Raw genomic sequence first — 24,820 nt, forward strand, 5'->3', positions numbered from 1 at the left:
CACCTTAATATTTGAATAAATGGTTCGAATAATGAACCAAGATGGGAACAGATCGATGACGACTACGCTCGGCTTTGCCGACCTCATTCTGACCAATGGACGAATCTATACTGTCGAGCCGACACGGCCCTGGGCAGAGGCGCTTGCCGTCAAGGACGGCCGCATCCTGGCCATCGGAAGCCGGGCCGAGATCGAGGCGCTGAAGGGCGCGCAGACGCAGGTGGTCGACCTCGCCGGCAAAATGGCGATGCCGGGCTTCGTCGATATCCACAACCACATCATGATGGGCGGGCAGGCCGACCTGTTCGAGACCCAGATTCCCGCCGGCGCTTCCGTCGATGCGATCTGCGCCCACGTCCGGGCGCAAGCCGAAGTCGTGCCGCAAGGGCAATGGATCGTCGCCAATCAATGGGGCGCCGACATGATCACGGCGCTCAACAGCGAAGCCTCGCTCAGGAAGCTCGACGAGGCCAGCCTCGGGCACCCCGTTCTTCTGCGCGACGAGACCATGCATAATCGCTGGGTCAACGGCGAGGCGATGCGGCTGGCCGGCATTTCCGACAATCAGCCCGATCCGCCGCAGGGCTCCTTCGGCCGCGATCCCGTCACCGGCAGGCTGACCGGTCTGCTGATCGAATCCGCTGCCGGCATCGTGGAGCGGACGGCGGCCGAGGCTTTCACCGAGGAGATGGGCGAGGCCGCCGTGGCGCGCGCCATCGAAATCGTCAATTCCTACGGCGTGACGGCCTTCCAGGACGCCGCCTCGGTGCTGCCGATCCTCAAGGCGCTCAAGCATCTGGATGTGAAGGGCAAGCTGACGGCCTGGGCCGTGACCTCGCTGCCGCTGATCGAGCCGAGCTTCATGTTCGGCCTTTCGGGCGACGCGCTGCTGGCAATGCGGGACGACTTTCGCAGCGCGCATGTGAAGCCGAATTTCACCAAGATCTTTTTGGATGGCGTTCCCGGCGCGCGTACCGCCGCCTTTCATGATCCCTATGTTGCCGACGCCGCGCATTCCGAGGGCTATCGCGGCGAGGTGCTGGTCAGTTATCCGGATCTGGTTCGCCATATCGACAAGTCCGAGAAGCTTGGCATGGGACTGAAGATCCATTGCACCGGCGATTACTCCGTCACGGAAATGCTCGATGCGGTCGAGGCCGTCCGGCATTTCAACGGGCCGACCGATATCAAGCATCACATCGCCCATGCGAGCTACATCCGCGATGAGGATGTCGGCCGTTTCGGCCCGCTCGGCGTGGTTGCCGATCTCTGCCCGATGATCTGGTATCCGACGACGTTCCTGGAAGGTCATAAGGAGGCGATGGGCGAAGATCGCGCCACCCGCTTCTGGCCGATCGCAAGCCTGAAGGCTACCGGCGCACTGCTTGCCGGCGGGTCGGACTGGCCGGTCATTCCGATCCCGGACCCCTGGAATGGCATCGAAGGGATGGTGACGCGGCAGAACCCATCCGGCGCCTTTCCGGGTGTCTCGCTTTGGGCCGAGCAGGCGATCGATCTCGCCTCCGCGATCGAGATCTACACGCTCAATTCGGCAAAGGCGATGCGGATCGACGAGGAAACGGGTTCGCTCGCCGTGGGCAAGTCGGCCGATATCATCGTGCTCGATCAGAACGTTTTCGACGTGCCGGCCGATCGTATCGCCGACACGAAAGTATTGACCACCTATTTCGCGGGTGAGGCCGTCTACCAGCGCTAGAGGGCGCGGCGAAGAGGAACGTCGCAGATAAAAAGAGAAAGGGAACAGAATGAAACCGAGATCAGCATTCATCGCTCTGGCGCTGGCCGTCGCCGGATTGGCATTCACGGGATCGTCCGCGTTCGCGGCCGGTCCGACCTGCAAGAGCGGGCCGATCAGGATCGGCGCCGTCTCGACCGTTACGGGCGTGGTCGACTTTTCCGACGCGCCGAAGGCCACCAAGGCTGTCTTCGAGCAGCTGAACGAAGCGGGCGGCATCAACGGTTGCAAGATCGAATATTCGCTTGCCGACGACAAGGGCGATCCGCAGGTTGCAGCCCAGGCAGCACGCGACCTGATCGACAACAAGGGCGTCGTTGCGCTCGCGGGCAGCGCGAGCCTGCTCGACTGCGCCGTCAACGCGGGGACGTACAACCGCAACGACGTGCTCTCGGTTCAGGGTGTCGGTGTCGATCCCCTCTGCTTCAATGCACCGAGCATCTCGCCCGTGAACGTAGGCCCCTTTACGCTGACCACGGCGATGCTCGATTATGCGACGAAGAACCTCGGGGCAAAGAAGGTCTGCGCCTTTTTCCTGATCCTCGGCGGCACGCAGGAGGCCTATGGCAACGCGGTCGCGGCATGGCAGAAGATGAGCGGCAACAATGTCGGCCTGGTCGACATGACCCTGCCGCCGCAGGGTGATCTGACACCTTATGTCATCAAGGCGCGCGACGCCGGTTGCGATGCCGTGCTCACCAATCAGGTCGAGCCGGGCGTCGTGCAATGGGTGAAGACCGCCGATGCCCAGAAGATTTCCGGCATCAACTGGCTGTTCCTGGCGCCCGGTTATACCGAGGGCGTCGCCAAGGCGCTGGCCGACAGCAAGCAGCCGATCTACGTCGGCACAGAATGGGAACCCTATACGGAAAACAACGAGGCGAATGCCGACTGGATCAAGACCATGGACAAGGCCGGCCTGCCAAAGACCGCCTTTTCGCAGGGCGGCTATCTCGCGGCCAAGGTTATGATCGACACGATCTCGGGCATCGATGGCGACGTCGACCGCGAAGCCGTGACGGCGGCGCTGAAGGCCGGCAAGGAGCTGCACTATTCCATGGCCGGCAGCCCTTATGTTTTCGGTGACGCCAGGACTCATTCGCCGATGAAGGCCACCAAGGTCATGCAGCTTGTCGATGGCAAGTGGACCGTCAAGACGCCGGATTGGTTCACGCTGGCGAAGGCCAAGTAATGGCGCGTGTGCCCGGTCCTGTCCGTTCAACGGCAGGGCCGGTCACCGGTCCGACGCGATGATCTGATCTGGCGAGGCACGACGTGCCCGTTTTCGGAGTTCTGTAATGAACGCTCTCTTTACAGCCGCTGTGGCTGGTCTTTCCGCAGGTGGTGCCTATGCCATCCTGGGGGTCTGTGCGATTTTCACCTACCGCCTGGTGGCCGTGGTGAATTTTACCGGGGCCGCGATCGGCGCCATGGGCACCTTCATCATGGTCGCGCTGCACGAGGCCGGCATGCCGCTGCTGCCGGCCACACTGCTGGGCATTGTCGCCGGCGCCGTCGGCGGCGTGCTGATCGGCCTCGTCATGACGACCTGGTTTGCCAATAGCAACGCCTCCACCAAGGCCGCGGTGACAGCCGCGCTCCTGGTCGGCATCATCGCCATCGGCCTGCGGCTTACCGGCGGCCAGCATCCGCATTACTTCCCCGAGCTCATCGCCGGATCGGCTTTCCGCCTTGCCGGTGTCGAAGTGACCTGGGCTGCCGTCACCACGCTTCTTCTCTCGGTGGTCTTCACCGTGGTAACGGAACAGTTTCTGGCGCGCACCCGCATCGGGCTGCAATTGCGGGCTCTCTCTCAGCGGCCGATGGCGGCGGAGCTGATCGGCATTCGCGTGCGGCTGCTGGCGCTCGGCGTCTGGGCGATGACGGGTGCAGTGACCTCCTTCGCCCTCATGATCATTGCGCCGCTGCGCTCACCGGATTTTGCCTCGCTGAGCCTGCTCGTCGTGCCGGCTTTGGCCGCGGCTCTGATCGGCGCCTTCGCCAGCTTCCGGGCCGCGCTTCTCGGCGGCGTCACGATCGGCGTATTGGAAGGAGCCGTCAGCGCGGTCGATTTCGTCAGCCAGTATCGCAGCACCGTTCCGTTCATCGTCATTCTTGCCGTCCTTCTATGGTCGCAAAGAGGAGCCCGCTGGGATGAAGCACGCTAGTTTCCGCGCCGCCATCATGACGGTCCTCTCGCTGGCGGCTGTCGGCGCCCTTATTCTTCTGCTTCTGCCCAAATACTGGGTGTTCCTGCTCACGGCCGTTTTCATCACCGGCATTGCCCTGCAGAGCCTCGGCCTCGTCGCCGGGCGCACGGGCATGATCTCGCTCTGCCAGATGTCCTTTGCCGGCGTCGGGGCTTGGGTCACAGGCTATCTGAACGTTATCGAAGCGCCTGGCGGCCTTGTCGTCTGGATGATCGTAGGCGGCCTTGCGGCCGTGCCGGTCGGTATCGCCATCGGCCTGCCGGCGCTGCGGCTGCGCGGCATCAATCTCGCGATCGTCACACTCGGCTTCGCCGCGGCGTTCGATACCGTGCTGGCGACGATTACCTTTCCGGGGCAGACCACGTTCACGCAGGTCGTGCGGCCGTCGCTGTTCGAGGGCGATTATGGCTTCTTCATCTTCGTGCTCGTCGTCTATGGCATCATAGCGGTGGGACTGGAATTTCTCAGCCGGTCGCGGCTTGGCGCCTCCTGGCTTGCCGTTCGGCATTCCGAACGCGCCGCGGCGGCGCTCGGGGTGTCGGTCCCGCGGGCAAAGCTCAGCTCCTTTGCCATCAGCGCCTTCATTTCCGGCGTGTCGGGCGGCCTGCTGGCCGGTTATCTCGGGACGCTGGTGTCGGAAAATTTTTCGATGATGCAATCGCTGGCGCTCTTTGCCGTGGCGACGATGGTCGGCGCGCATTTCACCCTCGGGGCCGTTATCGGCGGCATGATGATCACGCTGTTTCCTGAACTCCTGCGCAGGCTCAATCTGCCGCAGGATGTCGGCAACGTCTTCTTCGCGGTCGGCGCCGTGCATGCCCTTTCCTCCGGCGAAACCATCAGCGAGAGCTGGACGCGGCTTGCGCGTAAATTGCTTCCCCGGCGCGCAGGCGTCTCCACGCACGGCCAATCGGGCCGCCTGCCGCCCGCCGCGGCTCATGAAGCGGGGCTTGCGCTGGAAATCAGCGATCTTACGGTCCGCTACGGCGCCGTCGTCGCGCTCGACAAGGTCAACCTGAAGGTGCCTGCGGGCACGGTCGTCGGCCTCGTCGGTCCGAACGGCGCCGGTAAGTCGACGATGGTCGATGCGATCGCCGGATTCCTGGCCCGTTATGACGGCTCGATCAAGTTGAACGGCAGGCCTCTGGAGGGGCTTTCCGCAACGAGCCGCGCCCGGCTGGGCATCCGTCGCACCTGGCAGACGACCCGTATCGCGCCGGAACTCAGTGTCGGCAATTACGTTCGGCTTGCTGCCGGCGCCATCAGTGACGACGAGCTCTCCGCCATTCTTCAGTGGTTCGATTGCCCGCCGGCCGATACGCCGATTACCTCCGTCGACGCCGGCACGCGCCGCCTGCTCGATGTTGCCGGGGTCGTCGCGTCGCGCGCACCTGTCATCCTTCTCGACGAACCGGCCGCCGGCCAATCCTATGCCGATGCGGTAAAGCTCGGCGAGCGGATCGCGGCCATTCCCCAGACTTTCGGCAGTGCCGTGCTTTTGATCGAGCATGACATGGATCTCGTGCGGCGCGCCTGCTCGGCGATTACGGTGTTCGATTTTGGACGCGTGATCGCCAATGGCGATCCGCAAAGCGTGCTGGCCATGCCGATCGTCCAGAAGGCCTATATGGGCATCGAACTCGAGGAGGCTGCCGAATGACCGAGCTTTCCATCAAAGATCTGGTTGTCAACCGGTCCGGAATTCCGGTCATCCGGGGCGTGGATCTCACCGTGTCGAGCGGCGAGATCAGCGTTCTGCTCGGCTCGAACGGCGCCGGCAAGACCACGCTGCTCGAAAGCCTTTCGGGGATCATCCCGGCCGCGTCCGGCTCGGTCACGATGGACGGTGCGGAGCTTCCGAAGTTGCGTGCCGGCCTGCGCGCCCGCGCCGGTATCAGCCATGTCGAGCAGGGGCGCACCGTCTTTCCGGAAATGACCACCGAGGAAAATCTGAAGGTGGCGCTCGATCCAGCCGCGAATCTTCAGGAAGCCTACGATCTGTTTCCGGAACTGCTGCAGCGGCGCAGCATCAAGGCCGGCATGCTGTCGGGCGGCGAGCAGCAGATGCTCGTCATCGCCCGTTCGCTCCTGACACGGCCGAAGGTGATCATGATCGACGAAATGTCCTCCGGGCTGGCGCCGGTCATCGTCAGCCGCCTCATGCGGGCGGTAAGGCAATTGGCCGATGCCGGCATGGCGGTCATTCTCGTCGAGCAGTTTGCCGCCCTTGCGCTTGCGATCGGCAACCGGGCCTACGTGCTGCGGAGAGGGACCATCGTCTATGACGGCGATTGCACCACGCTTGCCAATGACCCGGCGCAGCTTCATCGCCTCTATCTCGGCGACACCGCTGCCTGACGACGCAACGGCGCTCCGCAATATGAAAAGGGGATGCGATCCGCAAACGCATCCCCTTTCGTTTTGCGCTCCTGGATACCCTGGCGCTTGGAGCCATTCCAGTGCGCTGCGATTTTCCGTCCGGAATTGCGTCGGAACACGGAGACGGCGTCGCCCCGCGATGTCATGAGAAGCAGGAAGGCTCTAACCGCCAAAGCTGCCCGTCTGGGTCGGCACATGCACATAGTTTCGGTCGAAATAAAGAAGGGCGTGCCCATCCTTGCGGCTGCGGATGTCCATCACTTCGCCGATGAAGATATGGTGCGTGCCGACACGGCGTGCCTCCGTCAGGCGGCAATCGAAGGAGACGATCGCGTCCGAAAGCGCCTGGCTGCCGGAGCGGAAGCTGACCCATTCCGCCGCGGCGTAACGCTCCTCCATGTCGGTGCGCTGGCCGGCGAAGTAGCCGGCCAGTTCCTTGTGCTCTTGCGTCAGGACGTTGACGCAGAAGCGGCGGTTCTCGAAAAAGAGGCCGGTTTGCATCGAACGGCTGTTCATGCAGACCAGCAGCGTCGGCGGCTCGTCGGTGACGCTGCACATGGCCGTCGCGGTGAAGCCGCCGCGGCCGGCCGGGCCGTTGGTGGTGATCACGTTGACCGGCGCGCAAACCCGCGCCATGGCATTGCGGAACTCGGTTTTCGAGAGTTGTTCCTCCATGGCGGCGGCCTCACTCGGCGGCGTTGCGGATGGGGGAGGCATCGCCGAGCGGCGGGAGCCAGGTGTCGCCGGTCCAGCCGTTTTCATCGTAGTCGCTCATGCAGCGATCGACCAAGGCTTCCATTTCCTTCAACCGGCCGCCGCGCTCGGCGCCTTTCAGCACCTGCAGGCGGACTTCCTCAGGTGCACCGGCGTAGTTGAGCTCATAAAGGGCATGGCGCCCGCCGAACTCGGTGCCTGTCGCATCCCACAGCAGCTTCATGATCTTGATGCGCTCGATATGGCCCATGTCGTTGGAGCCGCGCACATATTGGGCAAGGTAACGGTCGATCTCCGGATTGCCGAAATCCTTGGCCGAGGAGGGCAGGTAGATCAGGCCGGAGGCGACGACCTTGCGTACCGTTTCGATGACGCGCGGATAGGCTTCCGACATGAAGGTCCTATAGGAAAGGGCCGCTTCCATGTTCGGCAGCACCGCGCCATTGGCCCAGGGCTGCGGATTGTAGGCCATGGCGTTGGAGAAGGACCAGAACATGTGGCGCAACGCGATGACCTCGCCAAGCGCCGCCTGATTACCGCGGAAAGCATCGCCGCCGGTCGCGCGCAGCGCCTTGGCGAGCAGGCCGGCGAGGAAGTCGAGCTTCACGGCGAAACGCGTGCAGCCCTGGAAGCAATAGCCATGCATGAAGCCGGAAGCCGGATGGAAGGAGAGGATCTTGGCCGCATCGCGCAGCACGAGCACATCCTCCCAGGGCACGAAGACATTATCGAGCACCAGGATCGCATCGTTCTCGTCGAACCGCGACGACAGCGGGTAGTCGAAGGGCTGCCCGACCGTATTGGCGGTCTGCTCGTAGGAAACACGGCAGAACATCTTGATACCAGGCGCGTTCATCGGAACGATGAACATGACCGACAGCGACGGATCTTCCGTGACCGTCGCCGAGCTCTGGGCGAGGAAGTTGTAATGGGTGAGGGCCGATGAGGTCGCCACCACCTTGGCGCCGGAAACATAGATGCCCGCATCGGTTTCCTTGGTGATGTGGACGAAAACGTCCTTGACGGCATCGGCCGGCTTGTGGCGATCGATCGGTGGATTGACGATCGCATGGTTCATGAAGAGCACGGATTCCTGCGCGCGCTTGTGCCAGGAAAGCGCGTTGTCCTTGAATGGCCCATACCAGTCGGCATTGGCGCCGAGCGTGTTCATGAGGGCGGCCTTGTAATCGGCGGTGCGGCCCATCCAGCCATAGGACATGCGCGCCCAGTCCGCGATGGCGCCCTGCTGGGCGACAAGCTCGGCGGAGGATTTCGCGACCCGGAAGTATTTGTGCGTATAGCCGCCCGAGCCGGTATCGGTCGGCGAGGTCAGGCGATCCCTGGTCTTTTCGTCGTGCAGCGCATCGTACATACGCGCAATCGAGCGGGCCGAATTGCGCATCGAGGGATGCGCCGTCACATCGGCGATGCGTTCGCCGTTGATGTAGACTTCGCGCCCGTCGCGCAGGCTCTCCAGATATTCGGCGCCGGTAAAAGGACGGGTCTTGTCACTGCGGTAATCTTCAGCTCGCATCTCGTATTCCTCCCTTGAGATCATGGCCGATGCTACGTGCGAAGGGTTGCTGCGGCCATGGACAAAGGGGGCAATTCGCTGGTACTTTTTCCGGCATGCCCCAGAAAAGCGAAATCCCGAATTTCTTCGTCTACGGCGAGCCGAGCCGAGCGCTCGACGTCGGTTTCCTGCATGTGGAAACCGTCATGGACCGCAAGACGTTACATTTCGGGCATGTCGCGGCGCATAAACACCCCCTGATGGGCCAGCTCACCTACTGGTTCAAGGGCGGCGGTCGATATCGCATCGAAGACAGGACTTGGAATTTTTCCGCTCCGACGATCAGTTTCGTGCCGAGCAACATCATCCACGGATTCGAGGTCGACGATCAGTCGGACGCCATCGTCGTATCGGTCTCGGACGACACGCTGAAGGTGCTTGCGCCGCATGCGGATCTCGGCCTCGACGTGCCGACCTTCCTGACGGGTCGGCCGGAGGACCCTTCCTGGCAAAAGATCGACACGCTGCTCGGCATGGTAAGCGACGAATACCGCGAGCGCGGCGGCCAAAGCGAAAAGGTCATGTTGGGACTGATCGGCGTCGTGTTGTCGCTGATGAACCGGCTCGGCGGCAGCGCGGCATTGCCGACTGTCTCGCCGACGGTTGCGCTCGCCCTGGCGCTGCGCGGTGCCATAGACCGGCACTATAAAAGCGATTGGCCCGTCGGCCGCTATGTCGAATTGCTGTCCACGACGCCGCATCTGCTCGACAAGGCGGCGCGCGAGGTGTTCGGGCACACGATCAAGGATATGCTGCTTGACCGGCGGCTGCTGGAGGCCAAGCGTCTGCTTTTGTTTACCATCCGCCCGGTGGAGGATATCGGCCGCGAGGTGGGCTTTGAGGACCCCGCCTATTTCTCGCGGTTTTTCCGCAAGAGGGTCGGTGAAGCGCCCGCGGCCTGGCGGCGCCGGAACCTGGAACGAGACCTGCCCGGTAAAACATCCAGGCCTTAAACGAGCGATGTTGCGGCATAAACGGGATGTCGAAGCCGGGCCTGTCGGCATTCAGGTCCTTCGGTAACGCGCGCGAAATTCGCGAGGCGTGCAGTTCTCGCGTTCGTGGAACAGCCGGGAGAAATAGAAGGCGTCCTCGAATCCGATCTTCGCTGCGACGGTTTCGATCTTGTCCTCCGTTATTGCGAGCAGTTCCTTGGCATGGTCCATGCGTACGCGAAGCTGAAAGCCCTTTGGCGGCAGGCCCACTTCCGCCGTAACCTTTCGGCGGAGCGTCGCAGGCGACATTCGGTATTCCGCCGCGAAGGCTGCCATATCGAGGGATTGCGTTGCTCTTCGCCGCAGTGCCTCGATAACTTCGGCAATATCCGGCCCTTCAAGAGAGGCGGGCTTGAGCTTGCTGGCCTGTTGCGCGGCCAGAACGACGATCCGGTGAAGAGAGGCGGCGGCAGAGGCTCGCGCCAGGTTCGTATCCTCGAGGAGATCGGCGTGGATAGCGTTGAAAAGACGCTGGACCCGATCGAGATTGCGCAGATCGACGACCGGATTCTGCTCGCTGATAAGGCGCAGACGGAGAAAATCGCGCACCAGAGAGCCCTCGAAAAGCGCCCAGCGCTCGCTCCAGCCTTCCGCGTCGGGGCCATATGAGTGCTGGCGATTTGGGAAGAGCCAGAAAAGCGCAGGGCTTTTCACACTCTGCCGGCCTCCGGCCTCCGATTCGAGAAAGCCATGGCCATTCTCCACCAGAACCACCGCATGGCTCGGCAGCTTCCTGTCCCTGACGGCTTGCATGGCGTGTTGCCTGCCGCTGCCGGTGACGGCCAGGCCTCCGGCGGCTGCTAGCGGGGAGCGGTAGATGGCATCCGTCGTTTTCATGATGAGCGAAAAGTCCAGTATAATTTTCGTCCATGGAGTGAAGCACCGCTGCTTGCTAGATTCAACCGACAATCAGCAAAGATCATGGGCGAGTGAAATGTCGATTTCTTTACAGACCAAGCAAACCGGTCAGGAAGGCCCCGGCCTTGTCGCCAATGGAAAGGTTCTTTCCACTGCGCCCGATCGGCTTGGTTTTCTCACCCCCACCGATCCCGGTATCGGTGTCGACGCAATCCGTCGCCTCTACGAGGAGAATGGTTATGTGTGGCTGAAGGGCTTCCTGCCGCGCAGCGACGTCATCGACTTCCGCGGCTGGGTCTTCGGCCATATGGCAAAAACGGGACTGATTGCGGCGGGAACCGATCCGCGAGACGGGATCGCAGCTGCTGCAGCACCCGAGGGCCGGGACGTGGATCGTTGTCTGATGTCCCTCGTGCGCTCGGTTGCCTATGAGGGCTTCTGCGCGCAGCCGCGCATCTCGCGTTTCATGGACGAATTCCTGTCGGGCATTTCCTATCTGCATAAGCGCAAGATCATGCGCCATGTCCGGCCCGGAACGACGACAGCAACTCCGGCCCATTACGATCTGGTCTATCTTCGCGGCGGCACCAGCCGGGTCGTGACGGCGTGGATTCCGATAGGGGATATTCCTGTCGAAATGGGCGGCCTCGTCTACCTGGAGGGGTCGCACGCTATCGGTGTCGCCATGGAGCGGGAGTTTGGCGAGAAGAACAAGGATCTGAGCGTGGAAGAGCGTGTCAGCGCCTACAACCGCAACATGACGGAAGGCGGCTGGGTTTCCAAGGATCTGCCCGACATGGCGGAGCGATTCGACACGCGCTGGCTGGCGGCGGATTATGAAGCCGGCGACATCATGCTCCATTCGCCGTTCATGATCCATGCCTCGACCACCAACCAGGACGGGCGGCAACGGCTGCGTTTGTCCACCGACATCCGATATCAGAATGTCGAGGACGAAATCGACGCGCGGTGGAACAACCATTGGACGCTCGGCGACATGTTGTGACGATCGTGTCGCGGCATGCCGTCGGACGACGGCATCATGGGGCTGCGTTCAAGATCCGCTCTATCTCGTCCACCCGGTCGCGACGGCGTTTCAGGCGTTTGCCGATGCGACCGAACCAGCGCTTGCGCTTCGTGGCCTCACGGCTTGCCTGAAGCTGCTCGATGAAGACCTCGCTGACATGCTCATTTTCGACCCGGTCGAAGATCCAGCAGAAGGATACGGGCAATCGGATGACGCGGAACCGCGGTTGAGCGCGCCGGGCATCCTCCGCAATGATTCGCTGGAGAACGAGTTGATCCCACATATCGGGATTGGCGAGGCATCCCTGCCGCCAAAGCTCCAGCAGATGGGCCGCCTCAGGCGTATCGTTGATGAGAAGGGTCGCGCTGACCAGGCTGCCGTCGGCTTCGTAGTAGGCGGCGATATCGCAATCCAGCCCGCGAAGCTCCGGCCAGGGATTGCTGTGGAAGACGGCATCGACGTCGACGTAAAGCAGCGGTCCGCAGAGCCTCGTCCTTTCCTCCAGCAGAAAGCCCGGCTTGAGCCCGGCGTTCAGTACCCAGCTACCGGCGCTCGGCAATGCCGTCGCATGGACTTTCAGCCCGATCCGCTCGGCTGAGCGGACCATGCGCTCCTTTTCCCGTTCGTAAAAGCTGCCCTCGGTGAAAAACGCCACGATCGGACCATCGGCCGCCGCCGCCCTGGATTTGCGTTCCGGCAGGTCCCGGTCTGTCGGGAACGGGACGATCAAGGCGCGCTGCCGGGTAGTCCAGGGGCGGATTTTATCGAGGATATTCAAGAGTCGCTTTCGAGCTTTGCCGATCCGTTCGGATACGCCGCCAGGGCCCGAAGCATGCGGGCGAGATCGGTCGTTCGGATGAACCGGGCATTCTGTCTGGTCGATTGCCGAAACGCCGCTCTGACGTCCGCAGCGGATTGGCAAACCGTTTGATCTTCGCTAATCGATTGTCATGTCCGATAATGTCATCAAGTTCGAACGTCGTCCCAAGCCCAAGCCGCCGAGGCAGACGCCTCCGTGGCTGAAGCGTCTTCTGGCGATCCTGGCCATCATCGCGTTTTTCATAGCAGCCTTTGCTTACTTCACGCTGAAAGGCGGCGCGGCCGGCCCGACATTCTGAGCACTCTGCCGATCGCGCGATTGAACGCCGGGATCTTGATCGCCTGATCGACATCCCCGGTATCGCCATCCGCTTTGAATTCCCCGGCCTGCGGCAGCTTTTTCGCTGAGCGGGATGAGAAGGCTCGCTCTCGGGCCGAACCTTTTTCGGGGCAATGAAAATGGAAAATTTGTGGATTTTATTCAATGAATTAATCGGCTTGCCGATGTCCTCCGTCGTGCCGCCGCCGGTGGAAGTCAATCGGCAGGTTTCTATATACGAAGGATGTTTATGATCTGACAAACAGGAAGAGGAGCAGGACATGACATTGACTTCGCAAGACGTCATCGCCGTACTCGGCCCTGTCGACGAAACACTGGTTGCCGAGATCGTTGCGACGGGCGCAACCCCCACGGAACTCTCCGAGGCCTGGGCCTGGGTGAACAGCGACGAGGCCTTGATCGGAGAAGGCCGCCACCTGCCGGCCGGCACCGTGGCCGCGCTGGTAGATCTGCTTTCCGCCGATGAGGAGGAATGGGAGGAATAGATGCTCGCCCCTGCATGGCGCAAGCGCTCGGCGAGCCATGCCGCCCAGCACCCGCGCCGCAGGGCTGCCTGCTGCCTTTACAGCTCGACCTTCACGTTTTCGCCCATGTCGGGCTTTGAATTCGAGACGGCGGCGGCGGCCATCTTGATGTAGCTGATCACCGTTCCGGGGCTGTCCCAGTATTCGGCGAAAGACGGCGTGATTTTCAGCACGCGAATGGCCGGATCATCGGCGTTGCGCCACCATGCCTTGGCGCCGGTCGTCCACAGGTCTTTTATGCGTTCGCGGTCGTTGGCGATTTCGGCCGTGCCGGATATCGAAACATATTTCTGGCCTTTGGTGTCGGCAAAGGCCAGGCATACGTCCGGCCATCTTGCGATCTCTTCATCCTTGTGTCCTGCCACGTCGGTCAGAAAATAGATTGCATTGTCGATCGGCTCGGGATGAGCGGCCATCGGTCGGGCGCGCAGACTGCCCGATATCTGGGTGGTCAGCATGCAGAAGCCGATCTTGTCGATCAGTTCCCAAACGCGCGCATTTTCGTCGAGATCCGTCATGGCTATCTCCTCTCGGCCTTGTCTGGATTACAAAACTCGCCATCGTGGTAGCGGCAATGACCAAACCCCGCTGCAACCTCAATGTTCCGAAGCGAAGAACGCAGGCTTCGGGCGCCGGTTCGGTGCGCAGGAGGATTGGCCTCGACGCCCTTCTCATTTTCGGCCGAGTTTGTTTTAAAGGTTGTCTCGAATTTCAGGCTGCGGCAGCAGGCGTTTACGCGCCTTGAGGCCGTCAGAGCATGTCAAGCGAAAGGCAGGATAATGGAGATCATCACCACGACGCTGGTCCTCTTGCTGGCGATCGTCATCAGCGGGACGATTTCCCGGGCAATACCGATCGTCGTGCCATTGCCGCTGATCCAGATCGCGCTGGGCGCCGTCGTGGGGCTTTCGGCCGATCTCAGCGTCCGGCTGGAGCCCGAAATCTTCTTCCTGCTGTTCCTGCCGCCGCTGCTTTTCCTGGATGGCTGGCGGGTCCCGGCCGACGAGCTCCGGCGGGATATGAACATCGTCGTCGAACTGGCCCTGGGGCTCGTGGTCTTTACCGTTTTGGGAGCCGGCCTGCTCGTCCACTGGATGATTCCCGCGATGCCGCTTGCGGTTGCCTTTGCGCTGGCGGCCGTCATTTCGCCGACCGATCCCATCGCCGTGTCCGCGATCGCGCAGAGGGTGCCCATACCGCCGCGGATGATGCACATACTCGAAGGCGAGTCCTTGTTGAACGATGCGTCCGGTCTCGTCTGCCTGAGGTTCGCGATCGCAGCGGCCCTGACGGGCACTTTCTCGCTCTATGACGCCACGCTCAGTTTTTTGTGGACTGCGCTCGGCGGGCTTGCCATCGGCGTGAGCGTGACGTGGATCATTACATGGCTGAGCACCCGGCTTTCGTTTCGCTACGGCGAGGAAAGCGGCTCGGAAATCCTCGTCAGCATCCTCATCCCTTTCGCGGCATATCTCGTCGCAGAACATCTCCATTGTTCCGGCATTCTGGCGGCGGTGTCGGCCGGGACGACCATGAGCGTGGCCGAGAGCTCGGGGCGTGCCATGGCCGCGACCCGCGTGCGCCGCAGCGCAGTTTGGGACATGATCCAGTTCGCCGCCAATGGCACCATCTTCGTGCTTCTCGGCGAACAGCTTCCGTCGATCGCGGAGAAGGCATCGGCCACGGTTCAGGTCACGGGGCATCATGAATTCTGGTGGCTTGCGGCCTATGTCGTCGGGCTCACCTTCGGGCTTGCCGCGTTGCGGTTCATCTGGGTCTGGCTGTCGCTTCACCTGACCCTGTTCCGCCAGAGACGGCAGCGCCAGACATCGCCCAACTGGCGTATTCTCGCGGCGTTCTCCTTTGCCGGTGTTCGCGGCGCGATCACACTTGCCGGTGTGCTGACCTTGCCGTTCACCCTGCCGGACGGCTCGCCCTTTCCGGCCCGCGATCTTGCGATCTGCCTCGCCATGGGCGTCATCATCATGTCGTTGATCCTGGCGACGCTTTTCCTGCCGCCGCTGCTGAAAAATCTCGAACTCCCGAAGGATACGAAGCATGAGGAGGATGAAGTCGCGGCACGGGTCGATGCCGCCAAGGCGGCGATCACGGAAATCGCCCGCCTCCAGCATTCGCTCTCGAAGGGCCGGGAGGATGCCGATCTCTATGTGGATGCGGCATCGAGGGTGATGGAGCTTTATCGCGAACGCATTCGCAGCCAGACCAGCGGCGATGAGGAGGCCGCGCTTTCCAAACGTACGATGGGCATCGAGCTGGAGCTGCGACTGGCTGCGGTTCGGGCGGAGCGCGCCGAAATCTTTCGCAAGCTGCGCGCAAGGCAGCTCGGCAACGAGATTGCAACCAAGCTCGTGCGGGAGCTGGACCTGCTGGAGGCGCGATATGCCGGATGAGCCTGCGGCCTTGTCGACTCTGTCGCGAACAGCGGTCGCTCGCACTGCATCTATCGCGCGACCAAGGCATCAGGGAGCGGCTGAACCGGTCTGACCTTGAACCTGAATCTCTCTCTTCTTACGTCAGTGGTAGCCGAGGCTTCATGAGCTCGGCTGCAATCACGTCTGTCAGGAGTGAGTGAGTAAAATGGAAGATAAGACGAAAACCATTGAAGAGCTCAGCATCGAAGAGCGCGAGGAAATCCTCATCGACGTTGCCAGGATGCTGGAAGGTAACGCCCGCGAAGCCCTTGTCGAAGGCAACCAGCAGTTTGCGGCGCTTTCGACCAACATGGCGGAAGCAATTCGCGTCAACGCCGACGAGCTCGCCCGCGACGATCCCGAAAATGCGGAGAGGTTGTTGCAGCAGGCTGTCGCAATGATCTCGCAGTTCAATGCTACTCATCCCTATCGGTTGATCAGCACGGCTGTTCACTAGTCGGCTCGACGCCCTAATTTCTGCTCCACAACACGACCCGGAGGATTTCGATGTCAGAACTCGTAGTGCTTGGTTTCGATAATGCCGACAAGGCGGACGCCGTTCTCAACCGCCTCGTTCAGCTCGAGAAGGAATATCTGATCGACCTGGAAGACGCCGTGATTGCCGTTCGCGACGAAGCGGGCAAGGTCCGCCTCAAGCAGAGCGTCAATCTGACCGCGGCCGGTGCCGCGAGTGGCGGGCTCTCCGGCGCATTGTGGGGTTCGCTCGTGGGGCTGTTGTTCCTCAATCCGCTGGCTGGCTTGGTCGTCGGCGGCGCCCTCGGCGCCGGGTCCGGCGCTCTGGCGGGCTCGATGGCGGATTACGGGATCGATGACGGTCTCATCGCGAAGCTCGCCGAGACCATTCCCACGAACAGTTCGGCGCTCTTTCTTCTCATACGCAAGGTCCAGCCTGAGAAGGTGCTTGCCGAGTTCAAGGGCGAGCATGCGAGACTGCTGCGCACCTCGCTTTCGCCGGATCAGGAAGCGCGACTGCGGCAGGTTCTCGTTGACGAGACGTTGCCGCCGTCCACCGGTCCAACGGCAGCTCCTGCCGCGGTTTGACCGTGACATCCCGCCTGTAGAGATCGATCTCGAACCGTGTTCCCGACAGGGAACACGGTAGCCTGTTGCTGCCTCCAAGGCATGCCGGGCCGCGGATGGCCGATTGCCGATCGATGCGTCTTCCATATCGCGAGGAATATTGTCATGGTAAGCGTCAGGTTCGTCTCATAGTCGGCGGCATTGCAGCAAGGGAGGGGCAAGACCCGGACGGCCATTGTCAGCATGCGTTTCCAGACGAAAAGTTGCGCGATGACCGAGCCCGTATCTGGTCAAAGCCAGCCCTCGTCAAAACCCAAAGCATCCTTGATCCAGACAAAGCGCGCAGCGGTGCAGGCGTTGCGGGTCATGATCGCCTGCACGATCACCTACGCCGTCTCGCAGCTTCTCCATCTCCAGCAGGGCTATTGGGCGGTCTTCACGGTGCTGATCGTCATGCAGACATCCGTTGGCGCGACGGCCGGCGCGGCCGCCGACCGGCTGGTCGCGACGGTCGCGGGGGCCCTACTTGGAGGCATCGCGGTGTTCGTGACGCCGCGCGAACCGCTTGCCATCGGCATCGCGCTGATCTGTGTCGTCGGCCTGTCCAGTTTCGCAGCGGCGCGCGTGCCGCGCCTGCGCAATGCCGGACTGACGGCGGCGATCGTCATGCTGACTCATTCCGCAGCCGTTCCCGTCGAGATCTTCGTGATCGACCGTATCGCCGAGATCACATTGGGCGGCGTCGTCGGCGTGCTCGCCAGCCTTTTCATCCTGCCGACGCGGTCGCGAACCGTGGTGCTCGATCGTTTCGGATCGGCCCTCGATGTCATGGCGCAGATTTTGCGCACCCTTGCCTCCGCGGTCGAAAAGGGTGAGGCGGTCTCCGCCACGGAAGCCAATATCGGGCTTCGTCAGTCGCTGATGGCCACGGAAGCGCTTTTGACGGATGCCCAGCGCGAACGCGCCTTCTGGCTGACGAGACAGGGGATATCGGAGGCCATACCGCGCTCGCTCTGGCGAATTCGCAATGACATGACCTACGTCAGCCATATAGTGGAAACGCCATTCCCCAAAGCAATCGTCGAAGCGATCGGGCCGCAGGCGGGCACGATGCTCGAGGCGCAGGCACGTTTCGCGGAGGCGTGCGGCCGCGCGCTTCGCGGGGGCGGAGAGATCGATTCCGGCATACTCTCGGCAGGGGACGAGGCTTTCCAAGCCGCGTTCAATGCTCTTCAGAGTTCCGAGGCCGCCCAATCGATGGGTTTCAGTGAAACCGGGCGTCTGTTTGGTCTCGATTTCACGTTGCGCCGCATGCGCCAGAATTTTCTCGACCTCGCCGACCGCATCCGCGAAAGCAACGTCAACTGAGGATAACCGGCCGGCTTGGGCAAGCCGGCCGGTCACTAAAGCAAATCACCAGCTCCACATCGTCCCGTCCGAAAGCCGGGCGACGTCGAGATAGGCCTGGCGATACGGATATTTCTCGACGGCCTTCTCGTCGATGTCGACGCCATGCCCCGGCTTTTCGCCGCTATAGAGATAGCCATCCTTTAGATGCCATTCGTGCGGGAAGACATTCTTCGCTTCGTCGGGATGGAAGGCATATTCCTGAATTCCGAAGTTCGGCACCCACCGGTCGAAATGCAGGGCCGCACCCATGGTGATCGGCGACATGTCGGCCGCACCATGGCAGGCGGTGCGGATATGATAAAGGCCGGCGAGATCGGCGATGCGCCGCACATGGGTAATGCCGCCGGCGTGCAGCGGCGTCGTGCGGATGTAGTCGATCAGCTGTTCCTGGATCAGCTGGCGGCAATCATGGATCGAGTTGAAGACCTCGCCGAGCGCAAGCGGCGTGGTCGAATGCTGGCGGATGAGGCGATAGGATTCCTGGTTCTCGGCCGGAACGGCGTCCTCGAGCCAGAAGAGCCTGTGGCGCTCGACTTCTTTTGCAAGGCTTGCCGCCTCCTGCGGCGTCAGCCGGTGGTGGACGTCGTGCAGGAGGTGCAGTTCATAGCCGAAGCGGTCGCGCAGATGATCGAGAAGCTTGGGTAGAAACCGAAGATAGGTGGGTGTATCCCACAACGTCTCTCGCGGCTTGTCTTCCGCCTGCGCGAGCGAGCCGACCTTCTCGACGCCATAGGTGACGGGCAGGCCCGGAACTGCGCTTTGCACACGGATCGCCTTCCAGCCCTGCTCCTTGAAGGCTGCGACCTTGTCGCCGGTTTCCTCGATCGTCTCGCCGTTGGCATGGGTATAGGTCAGCATATGCGTACGGCTGGCGCCGCCGAGCAGCTGGTAAAGCGGCATGTTGGCGGCCTTGGCCTTGATGTCCCAGAGCGCCACGTCGACGGCAGCGATCGCCGCCATGGTGATCGGGCCGCGGCGCCAATAGGCACCCTTGTAGAAATACTGCCAGATGTCCTCGATCTGCGACGCATCGCGGCCGATGAGGCAGGGAACGAGATGATCCTGAAGATAGGAGGCGACGGCCAGTTCGCGGCCATTCACGGTGGCGTCGCCGATTCCGTAGATGCCTTCGTCCGTCTCGATCTTGAGCGTGACGAAGTTGCGCCCGGGCGAGCAGACGATGACCTTCGCATTGGTGATTTTCATGGGAACCCTTTCATGGTCTGAGGATCTAGATCACGCTTTCGGATCGGCGATCGGTTCGATGCGACCGAGAACGAAAACATAAGAGACGATGCCGATCGCGAGCATCACGCCGGCCAGAAGGAAGGCGCGGCTGAAGGATTGCGTGGCGCCGACGATAAAGCCGGTAATGATCGGCGCGGCGATGCCGGTGACGCTGTTGAGGAAGTTCATGATGCCGCCAACGGTGGCCGCACCGCCCTTCGGCGCGATGAGCGCCGGGATCGACCATCCGGCCGGGGCGGCAGCTGCAAGGCCGCTCAGCGAGATGGTGATCCAGAGGATTGCCCAATAGGGATCGGCGGTGAGCCCAGCGCCGACGACGGCAAGTCCCATCAGCATGCCGAGGACGATGATCGTCTTGCGCACGCGGGATTCGTCGTGGCCCTTGCGGATGAGATGGTCGATCAGCCAGCCGCCGATCAGGAGATCCGAGATCGTGGCGAAGATCCAGGGGATCGTCGTGAAGCTTGCCGATTTCAGGATGTCCATGTGCATCTCCTTGACGAGATAATCCGGCAGCCAGAAGATGAAGAGGGCGAAGGCATAGCCATAAGCGGCAAAGCCGATCGAAAGGCCCCAGACCTTGCGGTTGCGCAGGAGGTAGCCGAGCATGCCGACGGCATTGGCGGCGGCTTCGCCTTCCTGCGCCGCGCCGCCGGCCTTTATGTAAGAGCGCTCCTCGTCGGAGAGGTTCCTGTCGGCGCTGGGGTCGCGATAAAACAGCCAGAACATCACGAAGAAGACGAAGCTGATGGCGGCCGTCGCGAGGAAACCGCCGCGCCAGCCGAAGTGCAGCATCAGGAAGGCGACGAGCGGAATGGCGATGACGTTGGAGAATTTTGCCGCCGCATCGAAGAGCGCGGTTGCCAGCCCACGCTCATGGCGCGGGAACCAATAGCCGGTCGCCTTCGAATTGGCCGGGAAGCCCGGGGTCTCCGCCACGCCGAGAAGCATGCGGGAAAGAAAGAGCGTCTGCATGCCGGTCGAGAAAGCGGTGATGACGGAGGCGATGCCCCAGGAAAACGTGCTCCACCGCATGACGCGGGCAATGCCGAAGCGATCGAGCAGCATTCCGACGGGGATCTGCAGGAAACCGTAGGTCCAGCCGAAGGCGCTGAACAGGATGCCCATCTCGGCCGGACCGATGTGAAAATCGTCCTGGATGAGCGGCGAGGCCACCGTCAGGTTCACCCGGTCGAAATAATTGACGAGGACGCCGAGCGCGAGAAGTGCACCGATCCACCAGCGTCGATTGGTGGATGGCCGCCGCATGGCGCCGGCAGTGGTTGCGTGTTCGATTGTCATGAAATCCTCCCTATATGAAATATCACGCTACTAATCTGAAATTTCACATGAGGCAATAATTTTGATATATGGAGCCGAAAGTCAATGCTGGCCCGAGTGAATCGGGAGAGGGAAGACGACAGTGAATTCGAGCGGGAAAAGATCGACGGTGCGATGGTAAAGAAGGAAAAGCAGTCCCGAAGCCTGTCGGAGGAGGCTTACGATCGTCTCGAGAGCATGATCGTTTCCACCGAGCTGCTGCCCGGCGCCCGCTATACGATCCAGCAATTGCAGCAGCAGTCCGGTTTTGGCCGCACACCGGTTCACGACGCGGTAAAGCGCCTTTCCTCCAACCAGCTCATTCATGTCAGCCCGCGCTCGGGCCTGCGCATCGCACCCGTCAATCTTGCCCAGGAGCGAACGCTGCTGCCCTTGCGCACGGAGATGGAGGCGATTGCCTGTGGGCTTGCGAGCGAGCGCGCGACCCCTCAGGACCACAAGATTCTCAGAACCTTCATCACGGATCTGGAAGCTTCCAAGGCGGATCTGAGCCTGGAGCGTTTCAACGTCACCGACCGGCTGCTGAACAGGGCGATCCTCACGGCATCCGGAGAGCCGCTTCTGGCGAACACGCTCATTCCGCTCCAGACGCTCTATCGTCGCACCGGCTGGATATTTCATACATATCTCGGCCCCGGTGCTCCGATGGAGGCGACGGTCGAAAGCCACATTTCCTTGCTTCGCTTCATCGTTTCGGGAGACCGTGCCCGCACGGAGAAATTCGTTCGCGAGATGATGGACGACCTGGGGAATATGCTGTTGAAGGTGCGGCAGTCGGTGGACCCCGCAACGCTCGACGTCAGCCTGGCCGATATGGCCGTCAGGACCGGCGTGGCCGGGCCGATCGGCTGACCGGATAACTATCTGGATCGACTGTGACCGGCAGCAGGGGATGCGCCGCCTTGCGGCGACGCTTCGAGCTGACGAGGGTTGCGGATTTCACCCGCTGGCCTTGTCGGTCAGCCGCCGTCCGCTGCCGTCGAACAGGCAGATACGGTCCGTCCGCGGTTGCAGCCAGATCGTCTCCTCCGGCTCGATTTCGAGCCGCTCGTGGAAGACGGTGACGATCGTCTGTTCGCCCACGGTCGCCGTCACATGCGTTTCCGAGCCCAGCGGCTCCACCACCACGACACGCGCGGGAATGCCGACATCCGTCGGCGACAGGGTGAAATATTCCGGCCGGATGCCGTAGGCCCCCTCAACGCCTGCGAGCTTCGGAGCGTCGTCGGGCAGCGGCAGCATGACGCCGTCATTCGTTTTGAAGACGGGCCGGCCGCCTGTACTGTCAAAGCGTCCATTCAGGAGGTTCATTGCCGGAGAGCCGATGAAGGCGGCGACGAACGTGCTTTGCGGATTGTCATAGAGCTCGAGCGGCCGGCCGATCTGCTCGATGCGGCCGCCGTTCATGACCACGATGCGGTCGGCCATGGTCATTGCCTCGACCTGGTCGTGGGTGACGTAGATGGTCGTCGTGGCGAGGCGGCGATGAAGGCTCTTGATCTCGGCGCGCATGGCGACACGCAGCTTCGCATCGAGGTTGGAAAGCGGCTCGTCGAACAGGAAGACCTGAGGATCGCGAACGATCGAGCGGCCCATGGCGACGCGCTGGCGCTGGCCGCCGGAAAGCTGGCGGGGATAGCGCCCGAGCAGGTCGGTGAGACCGAGAATTTGCGCGGCATGCGCCACGCGCTTCTGCTTCTCCTCCTTCGGTGCGCCGGCGAGCGTCAGCGAAAAGGCCATGTTTTCGGCAACCGTCATATGCGGGTAAAGCGCATAGTTCTGGAAGACCATGGAAATATCGCGCTCCTTGGGAGGCAAGTCGTTGACCACGCGGCCGCCGATGCTGATCCTGCCGCCGGTGATGTCTTCAAGACCCGCAATCATTCTGAGAAGGGTGGATTTTCCGCACCCGGAAGGGCCGACCAGTACGACAAATTCGCCGTCGGCGATATCGACGGAGACGCCGTGGAGAATTTCCACGGCGCCATAGACCTTGCGCGCTTCGTCTATGGTGACGGTCGCCATCATACCCCTCCGATCCGGATCTCGTTCGACGACAGGGCGCCTTCATGGATGAGCAGGCCGACGCCGCCATCGCGGAAGGCATCGGCGGCGCTGTCCTCGGCCGTTACCGAGACGCCGTCGGCCTCGAACGTGATGCGCGCGCCCTGCGCCGTGACCTTCATGGCGATGTGTTTGTCGAATTCGGTCTTGAAGGCCGTCTCGGCAAGGATGCTGGTGTCCTCGTCGCGGACCTTGACGATCTGCATCTTGCCGGCGCGCGTCACGCGTGCGCCGTAGTAGCGGCGCAGCCCCTGGGCACGGACGGCAAGGCCGCCGTAATTGCCGAGGTGGATCATCACCTGACCGGACGCCTGGTAATCGGTCCATTGGCGCGTGCCGTGAATGATGATGCCCTCGCCGTTATTCTGGGCGATGCGGAAGGCGGCCGGGAAGCGCTTGGAGAAGAAGCTCGCGCCGTTCACCCAGGCCATGCGCCAGAAATCGCCATCGCCGGCCGGGCGCTTGAGGGTAAGCCTGGGTGCCCCGTCCCAGCGGAGATAGTCGGCGAGCAGCCGGCCATCGGCACGTCTGCCGGTGCCGTTCACGGCGATGCCGATTTCGGCGATCGGCTGGCCATCCGTGTCGGGAAGCGTCCATTCGAGGATGGCCTCGGCACCGGGCTGAAGGGCGACCGGATCAGAGTCGATGTCGCGGAGCTGGTCGCGCTCGTCATAGACGCGAATGCGCAGGCGCGCTTCGATCTCGCCGCGGTTCTGCTGGTCGGCCTTGACGCGTGCCTTCACCACCTGGCCGGCATAGACGAGCGGCGTCGCCATCAGGTCATAGGTGCGCATGTCGAGCATTTCGCGGGGCGAGAAGGTCGGCGTCGTCACCACGGCGCTTTGTGCCGGACCAAGAGCGTCGTAATCGACCGTCAGCGCGCGACCGCTTTCGAATTCGGCATTGCCGACGCGCACGCCGCTCGCCGTGTCGAGACCGGTTTGCGGACGAAAACCCTGCTGGCTGCCGGGAAGCGAGAAATGGAACTGTGCGCCGTTTTTCGGCGCCTCAAGCGATGTGTGGCCGGCGAGCTGCAGGCCGAGATTGGTCAGGAAGTATGCCTGGCGCACGGCATCGTTGATGGAATTGCCGCCATCGGCCGAGGAGATCAGCATGCGGTCGGCGATAGGCCCCCGGAAATCCGGACCGTCTGCAAGGCCGTCGAGCCCGTTCATGATGCCGAGCAGGCAGCCGACATTGCCGGCGTTGCAGTCCGTGTCCCAACCGGAGGTGTTGACGATCATCTGCGCCTTCTGGAAATCCTGCGGCGCGTAAAGCACCGCCATGATCATCAGGGCGTGATTGGGGATGACATGGCAATTGCCGGGATATTTGTCGTAGCCGTAATTGTCCTGGATCTTCTGGCGCGTGTCGCGCCAGTCGGGATGTGCCTTGTGCCACCTTCGCACGTCGGCGATCAGCCTGGCGATCAGGCTGTCGGCCGGGATCTGCTTCAGGCCGGTGTCGATCAGGTGATCGATGTCGGATGCGACGAACGCCTCCGCCTCCATCGCCGCCCACAGCATGGCGGCATAGACGGATTCGCCGTCATGGCTGACCTTGCCCGCCTGTTCGGCGAGCCTGGCTGCCAGCTCCGGCTGACCGGGGGCGACCATGGCCCAGCCGTCGATGAAGATCTGGGCGCCGATCTGTTCGGCGACCCCCTGGCCGTTGGTGGCGATCGAGCCGGAATGCGGTGCCGGAACGCCCTTCTTCAGGTTGAGCCAGGCGGTGTGTTCGGTGGAGTTGCCGTTGCCGCCCCACCAGAGGATCGACCGCTCCTCGACGATATAGTTGAGCCACGCCTTGCCGATTTCTTCGGCCGTGAGGTTCGGCTTGATGCCGTAATCCTCAAGGGCGCGGATGAAGGTGAAGGTGCCGGCGACATCGTCGTCGGTGACGACCAGCGGCTGGTTCAGGCGTTCATGCACGTAATACTCGATGGGCCCGAGCTCCTCCATGATCTTCTGGTAGGTCCATCCCTCGAAAGGGCGGCCCAGATAGACGCCGATGAGCTTGCCCAGCACGCCAGCATAGACACGTTCGAGATAGTCGTTCGGAAGCTGCATTGCTCACTCCATATAGTCGGGAA

Annotated in this window: 23 protein-coding genes; 14 read left to right on the forward strand and 9 right to left on the reverse strand. The window is 62.2% G+C overall.

Features of this window, described 5'->3' with window-relative positions:
* The first annotated feature begins 55 nt into the window (after positions 1-55).
* The 5 genes from ACJJVH_RS21925 (at position 56) to ACJJVH_RS21945 (ending at position 6,324) form a co-directional block, all read left to right on the forward strand.
* A complete protein-coding gene (locus ACJJVH_RS21925; protein ID WP_412066126.1) occupies positions 56-1,717 on the forward strand; it encodes an amidohydrolase in 1,662 nt (553 codons plus the stop codon).
* A 49-nt stretch (positions 1,718-1,766) separates the two neighbouring features.
* Positions 1,767-2,948, forward strand: coding sequence for an ABC transporter substrate-binding protein (locus tag ACJJVH_RS21930; protein WP_113384396.1), 1,182 nt, complete (start codon positions 1,767-1,769; stop codon positions 2,946-2,948).
* Between the two features lie 106 nt (positions 2,949-3,054).
* Positions 3,055-3,924, forward strand: a complete 870-nt coding sequence (locus ACJJVH_RS21935; RefSeq protein ID WP_113356957.1) for a branched-chain amino acid ABC transporter permease — start codon at positions 3,055-3,057, stop codon at positions 3,922-3,924.
* A complete protein-coding gene (locus ACJJVH_RS21940) occupies positions 3,911-5,626 on the forward strand; it encodes an ABC transporter permease subunit (RefSeq protein WP_112799588.1) in 1,716 nt (571 codons plus the stop codon). The genes ACJJVH_RS21935 and ACJJVH_RS21940 overlap by 14 nt, the downstream gene beginning before the upstream one ends.
* Positions 5,623-6,324, forward strand: coding sequence for an ABC transporter ATP-binding protein (locus ACJJVH_RS21945; RefSeq protein ID WP_412066127.1), 702 nt, complete (start codon positions 5,623-5,625; stop codon positions 6,322-6,324). Before ACJJVH_RS21940 ends, ACJJVH_RS21945 begins: the two co-directional genes overlap by 4 nt.
* 183 nt (positions 6,325-6,507) lie before the next feature.
* On the opposite strand, the gene ACJJVH_RS21950 is transcribed toward ACJJVH_RS21945, so the two are convergent.
* The gene (locus ACJJVH_RS21950; RefSeq protein ID WP_412066128.1) at positions 6,508-7,020 is read right to left on the reverse strand and encodes a flavin reductase; all 513 of its coding nucleotides are present in this window, start codon (positions 7,018-7,020) and stop codon (positions 6,508-6,510) included.
* 10 nt (positions 7,021-7,030) lie between these two features.
* Entirely contained in the window at positions 7,031-8,593 is a 1,563-nt protein-coding gene (locus tag ACJJVH_RS21955) for a 4-hydroxyphenylacetate 3-hydroxylase family protein (protein WP_112800251.1), read from the reverse strand.
* A gap of 95 nt (positions 8,594-8,688) precedes the next feature.
* On the opposite strand from ACJJVH_RS21955, the gene ACJJVH_RS21960 reads away from it, so the two are divergent.
* Positions 8,689-9,585, forward strand: a complete 897-nt coding sequence (locus ACJJVH_RS21960) for a helix-turn-helix domain-containing protein (protein WP_412066129.1) — start codon at positions 8,689-8,691, stop codon at positions 9,583-9,585.
* 51 nt (positions 9,586-9,636) lie between these two features.
* Here the strand turns inward: ACJJVH_RS21960 and ACJJVH_RS21965 are convergent, their stop codons facing one another.
* A complete protein-coding gene (locus ACJJVH_RS21965; protein ID WP_113434737.1) occupies positions 9,637-10,461 on the reverse strand; it encodes an AraC family transcriptional regulator in 825 nt (274 codons plus the stop codon).
* A 97-nt stretch (positions 10,462-10,558) separates the two neighbouring features.
* Between ACJJVH_RS21965 and ACJJVH_RS21970 the strand changes: the two genes are divergently transcribed.
* Complete coding sequence (locus tag ACJJVH_RS21970) at positions 10,559-11,488, forward strand: phytanoyl-CoA dioxygenase family protein (RefSeq protein ID WP_412066130.1); 930 nt, start codon at positions 10,559-10,561, stop codon at positions 11,486-11,488.
* Positions 11,489-11,522: 34 nt separating this feature from the next.
* Here ACJJVH_RS21970 and ACJJVH_RS21975 read toward each other — a convergent pair whose 3' ends face one another.
* The gene (locus ACJJVH_RS21975) at positions 11,523-12,287 is read right to left on the reverse strand and encodes a nucleotide-diphospho-sugar transferase (protein ID WP_412066131.1); all 765 of its coding nucleotides are present in this window, start codon (positions 12,285-12,287) and stop codon (positions 11,523-11,525) included.
* A 172-nt stretch (positions 12,288-12,459) separates the two neighbouring features.
* Between ACJJVH_RS21975 and ACJJVH_RS21980 the strand changes: the two genes are divergently transcribed.
* A complete protein-coding gene (locus tag ACJJVH_RS21980) occupies positions 12,460-12,627 on the forward strand; it encodes a hypothetical protein (protein WP_412066132.1) in 168 nt (55 codons plus the stop codon).
* Between the two features lie 301 nt (positions 12,628-12,928).
* On the forward strand, positions 12,929-13,153 hold the full coding sequence (locus tag ACJJVH_RS21985; protein ID WP_113356953.1) for a hypothetical protein: 225 nt from the start codon (positions 12,929-12,931) through the stop codon (positions 13,151-13,153).
* A 77-nt stretch (positions 13,154-13,230) separates the two neighbouring features.
* Here ACJJVH_RS21985 and ACJJVH_RS21990 read toward each other — a convergent pair whose 3' ends face one another.
* Positions 13,231-13,710, reverse strand: coding sequence for a pyridoxamine 5'-phosphate oxidase family protein (locus ACJJVH_RS21990; protein ID WP_112799600.1), 480 nt, complete (start codon positions 13,708-13,710; stop codon positions 13,231-13,233).
* Positions 13,711-13,971: 261 nt separating this feature from the next.
* Between ACJJVH_RS21990 and ACJJVH_RS21995 the strand changes: the two genes are divergently transcribed.
* The 4 genes from ACJJVH_RS21995 to ACJJVH_RS22010 all read left to right on the forward strand — a co-directional run bounded on the left by ACJJVH_RS21995 (position 13,972) and on the right by ACJJVH_RS22010 (position 18,033).
* Positions 13,972-15,603, forward strand: coding sequence for a Na+/H+ antiporter (locus ACJJVH_RS21995; RefSeq protein ID WP_112799602.1), 1,632 nt, complete (start codon positions 13,972-13,974; stop codon positions 15,601-15,603).
* A gap of 187 nt (positions 15,604-15,790) precedes the next feature.
* Entirely contained in the window at positions 15,791-16,081 is a 291-nt protein-coding gene (locus ACJJVH_RS22000) for a hypothetical protein (RefSeq protein WP_112799604.1), read from the forward strand.
* Positions 16,082-16,131: 50 nt separating this feature from the next.
* A complete protein-coding gene (locus tag ACJJVH_RS22005) occupies positions 16,132-16,686 on the forward strand; it encodes a DUF1269 domain-containing protein (RefSeq protein ID WP_113356951.1) in 555 nt (184 codons plus the stop codon).
* 303 nt (positions 16,687-16,989) lie between these two features.
* Entirely contained in the window at positions 16,990-18,033 is a 1,044-nt protein-coding gene (locus ACJJVH_RS22010; RefSeq protein WP_162704006.1) for an FUSC family protein, read from the forward strand.
* Positions 18,034-18,078: 45 nt separating this feature from the next.
* On the opposite strand, the gene manD is transcribed toward ACJJVH_RS22010, so the two are convergent.
* A complete protein-coding gene (manD, locus tag ACJJVH_RS22015) occupies positions 18,079-19,281 on the reverse strand; it encodes a D-mannonate dehydratase ManD (protein WP_412066133.1) in 1,203 nt (400 codons plus the stop codon).
* Positions 19,282-19,311: 30 nt separating this feature from the next.
* Complete coding sequence (locus ACJJVH_RS22020) at positions 19,312-20,625, reverse strand: MFS transporter (RefSeq protein WP_112799612.1); 1,314 nt, start codon at positions 20,623-20,625, stop codon at positions 19,312-19,314.
* An 84-nt stretch (positions 20,626-20,709) separates the two neighbouring features.
* Between ACJJVH_RS22020 and ACJJVH_RS22025 the strand changes: the two genes are divergently transcribed.
* A complete protein-coding gene (locus tag ACJJVH_RS22025; protein WP_412066134.1) occupies positions 20,710-21,516 on the forward strand; it encodes a GntR family transcriptional regulator in 807 nt (268 codons plus the stop codon).
* Positions 21,517-21,603: 87 nt separating this feature from the next.
* Here the strand turns inward: ACJJVH_RS22025 and ACJJVH_RS22030 are convergent, their stop codons facing one another.
* Together ACJJVH_RS22030 and ACJJVH_RS22035 are read right to left on the reverse strand one after the other, a co-directional pair.
* Positions 21,604-22,689 carry an ABC transporter ATP-binding protein gene (locus tag ACJJVH_RS22030; RefSeq protein ID WP_412066202.1) on the reverse strand — a complete coding sequence of 362 codons (1,086 nt, stop codon included), beginning with the start codon at positions 22,687-22,689 and terminating at the stop codon, positions 21,604-21,606.
* Positions 22,689-24,797: an ADP-ribosylglycohydrolase family protein gene (locus tag ACJJVH_RS22035; protein WP_412066135.1), complete on the reverse strand. Its 2,109-nt coding sequence runs from the start codon at positions 24,795-24,797 to the stop codon at positions 22,689-22,691. The genes ACJJVH_RS22030 and ACJJVH_RS22035 overlap by 1 nt, the downstream gene beginning before the upstream one ends.
* Positions 24,798-24,820: the final 23 nt, after the last annotated feature.

It is taken from the genome of Rhizobium sp. SYY.PMSO, from assembly GCF_046840415.1.
Lineage (GTDB): Bacteria > Pseudomonadota > Alphaproteobacteria > Rhizobiales > Rhizobiaceae > Rhizobium.

Coding starts and splice junctions, on each gene's coding strand:
- ACJJVH_RS21925 (WP_412066126.1), top strand. CDS start 56: ATGACGACTACGCTCGGCTTTGCCGACCTCATTCTGACCAATGGACGA.
- ACJJVH_RS21930 (WP_113384396.1), top strand. CDS start 1,767: ATGAAACCGAGATCAGCATTCATCGCTCTGGCGCTGGCCGTCGCCGGA.
- ACJJVH_RS21935 (WP_113356957.1), top strand. CDS start 3,055: ATGAACGCTCTCTTTACAGCCGCTGTGGCTGGTCTTTCCGCAGGTGGT.
- ACJJVH_RS21940 (WP_112799588.1), top strand. CDS start 3,911: ATGAAGCACGCTAGTTTCCGCGCCGCCATCATGACGGTCCTCTCGCTG.
- ACJJVH_RS21945 (WP_412066127.1), top strand. CDS start 5,623: ATGACCGAGCTTTCCATCAAAGATCTGGTTGTCAACCGGTCCGGAATT.
- ACJJVH_RS21950 (WP_412066128.1), bottom strand. CDS start 7,020: ATGGAGGAACAACTCTCGAAAACCGAGTTCCGCAATGCCATGGCGCGG.
- ACJJVH_RS21955 (WP_112800251.1), bottom strand. CDS start 8,593: ATGCGAGCTGAAGATTACCGCAGTGACAAGACCCGTCCTTTTACCGGC.
- ACJJVH_RS21960 (WP_412066129.1), top strand. CDS start 8,689: ATGCCCCAGAAAAGCGAAATCCCGAATTTCTTCGTCTACGGCGAGCCG.
- ACJJVH_RS21965 (WP_113434737.1), bottom strand. CDS start 10,461: ATGAAAACGACGGATGCCATCTACCGCTCCCCGCTAGCAGCCGCCGGA.
- ACJJVH_RS21970 (WP_412066130.1), top strand. CDS start 10,559: ATGTCGATTTCTTTACAGACCAAGCAAACCGGTCAGGAAGGCCCCGGC.
- ACJJVH_RS21980 (WP_412066132.1), top strand. CDS start 12,460: ATGTCCGATAATGTCATCAAGTTCGAACGTCGTCCCAAGCCCAAGCCG.
- ACJJVH_RS21985 (WP_113356953.1), top strand. CDS start 12,929: ATGACATTGACTTCGCAAGACGTCATCGCCGTACTCGGCCCTGTCGAC.
- ACJJVH_RS21990 (WP_112799600.1), bottom strand. CDS start 13,710: ATGACGGATCTCGACGAAAATGCGCGCGTTTGGGAACTGATCGACAAG.
- ACJJVH_RS21995 (WP_112799602.1), top strand. CDS start 13,972: ATGGAGATCATCACCACGACGCTGGTCCTCTTGCTGGCGATCGTCATC.
- ACJJVH_RS22000 (WP_112799604.1), top strand. CDS start 15,791: ATGGAAGATAAGACGAAAACCATTGAAGAGCTCAGCATCGAAGAGCGC.
- ACJJVH_RS22005 (WP_113356951.1), top strand. CDS start 16,132: ATGTCAGAACTCGTAGTGCTTGGTTTCGATAATGCCGACAAGGCGGAC.
- manD (WP_412066133.1), bottom strand. CDS start 19,281: ATGAAAATCACCAATGCGAAGGTCATCGTCTGCTCGCCCGGGCGCAAC.
- ACJJVH_RS22020 (WP_112799612.1), bottom strand. CDS start 20,625: ATGACAATCGAACACGCAACCACTGCCGGCGCCATGCGGCGGCCATCC.
- ACJJVH_RS22025 (WP_412066134.1), top strand. CDS start 20,710: ATGCTGGCCCGAGTGAATCGGGAGAGGGAAGACGACAGTGAATTCGAG.
- ACJJVH_RS22030 (WP_412066202.1), bottom strand. CDS start 22,689: ATGGCGACCGTCACCATAGACGAAGCGCGCAAGGTCTATGGCGCCGTG.
- ACJJVH_RS22035 (WP_412066135.1), bottom strand. CDS start 24,797: ATGCAGCTTCCGAACGACTATCTCGAACGTGTCTATGCTGGCGTGCTG.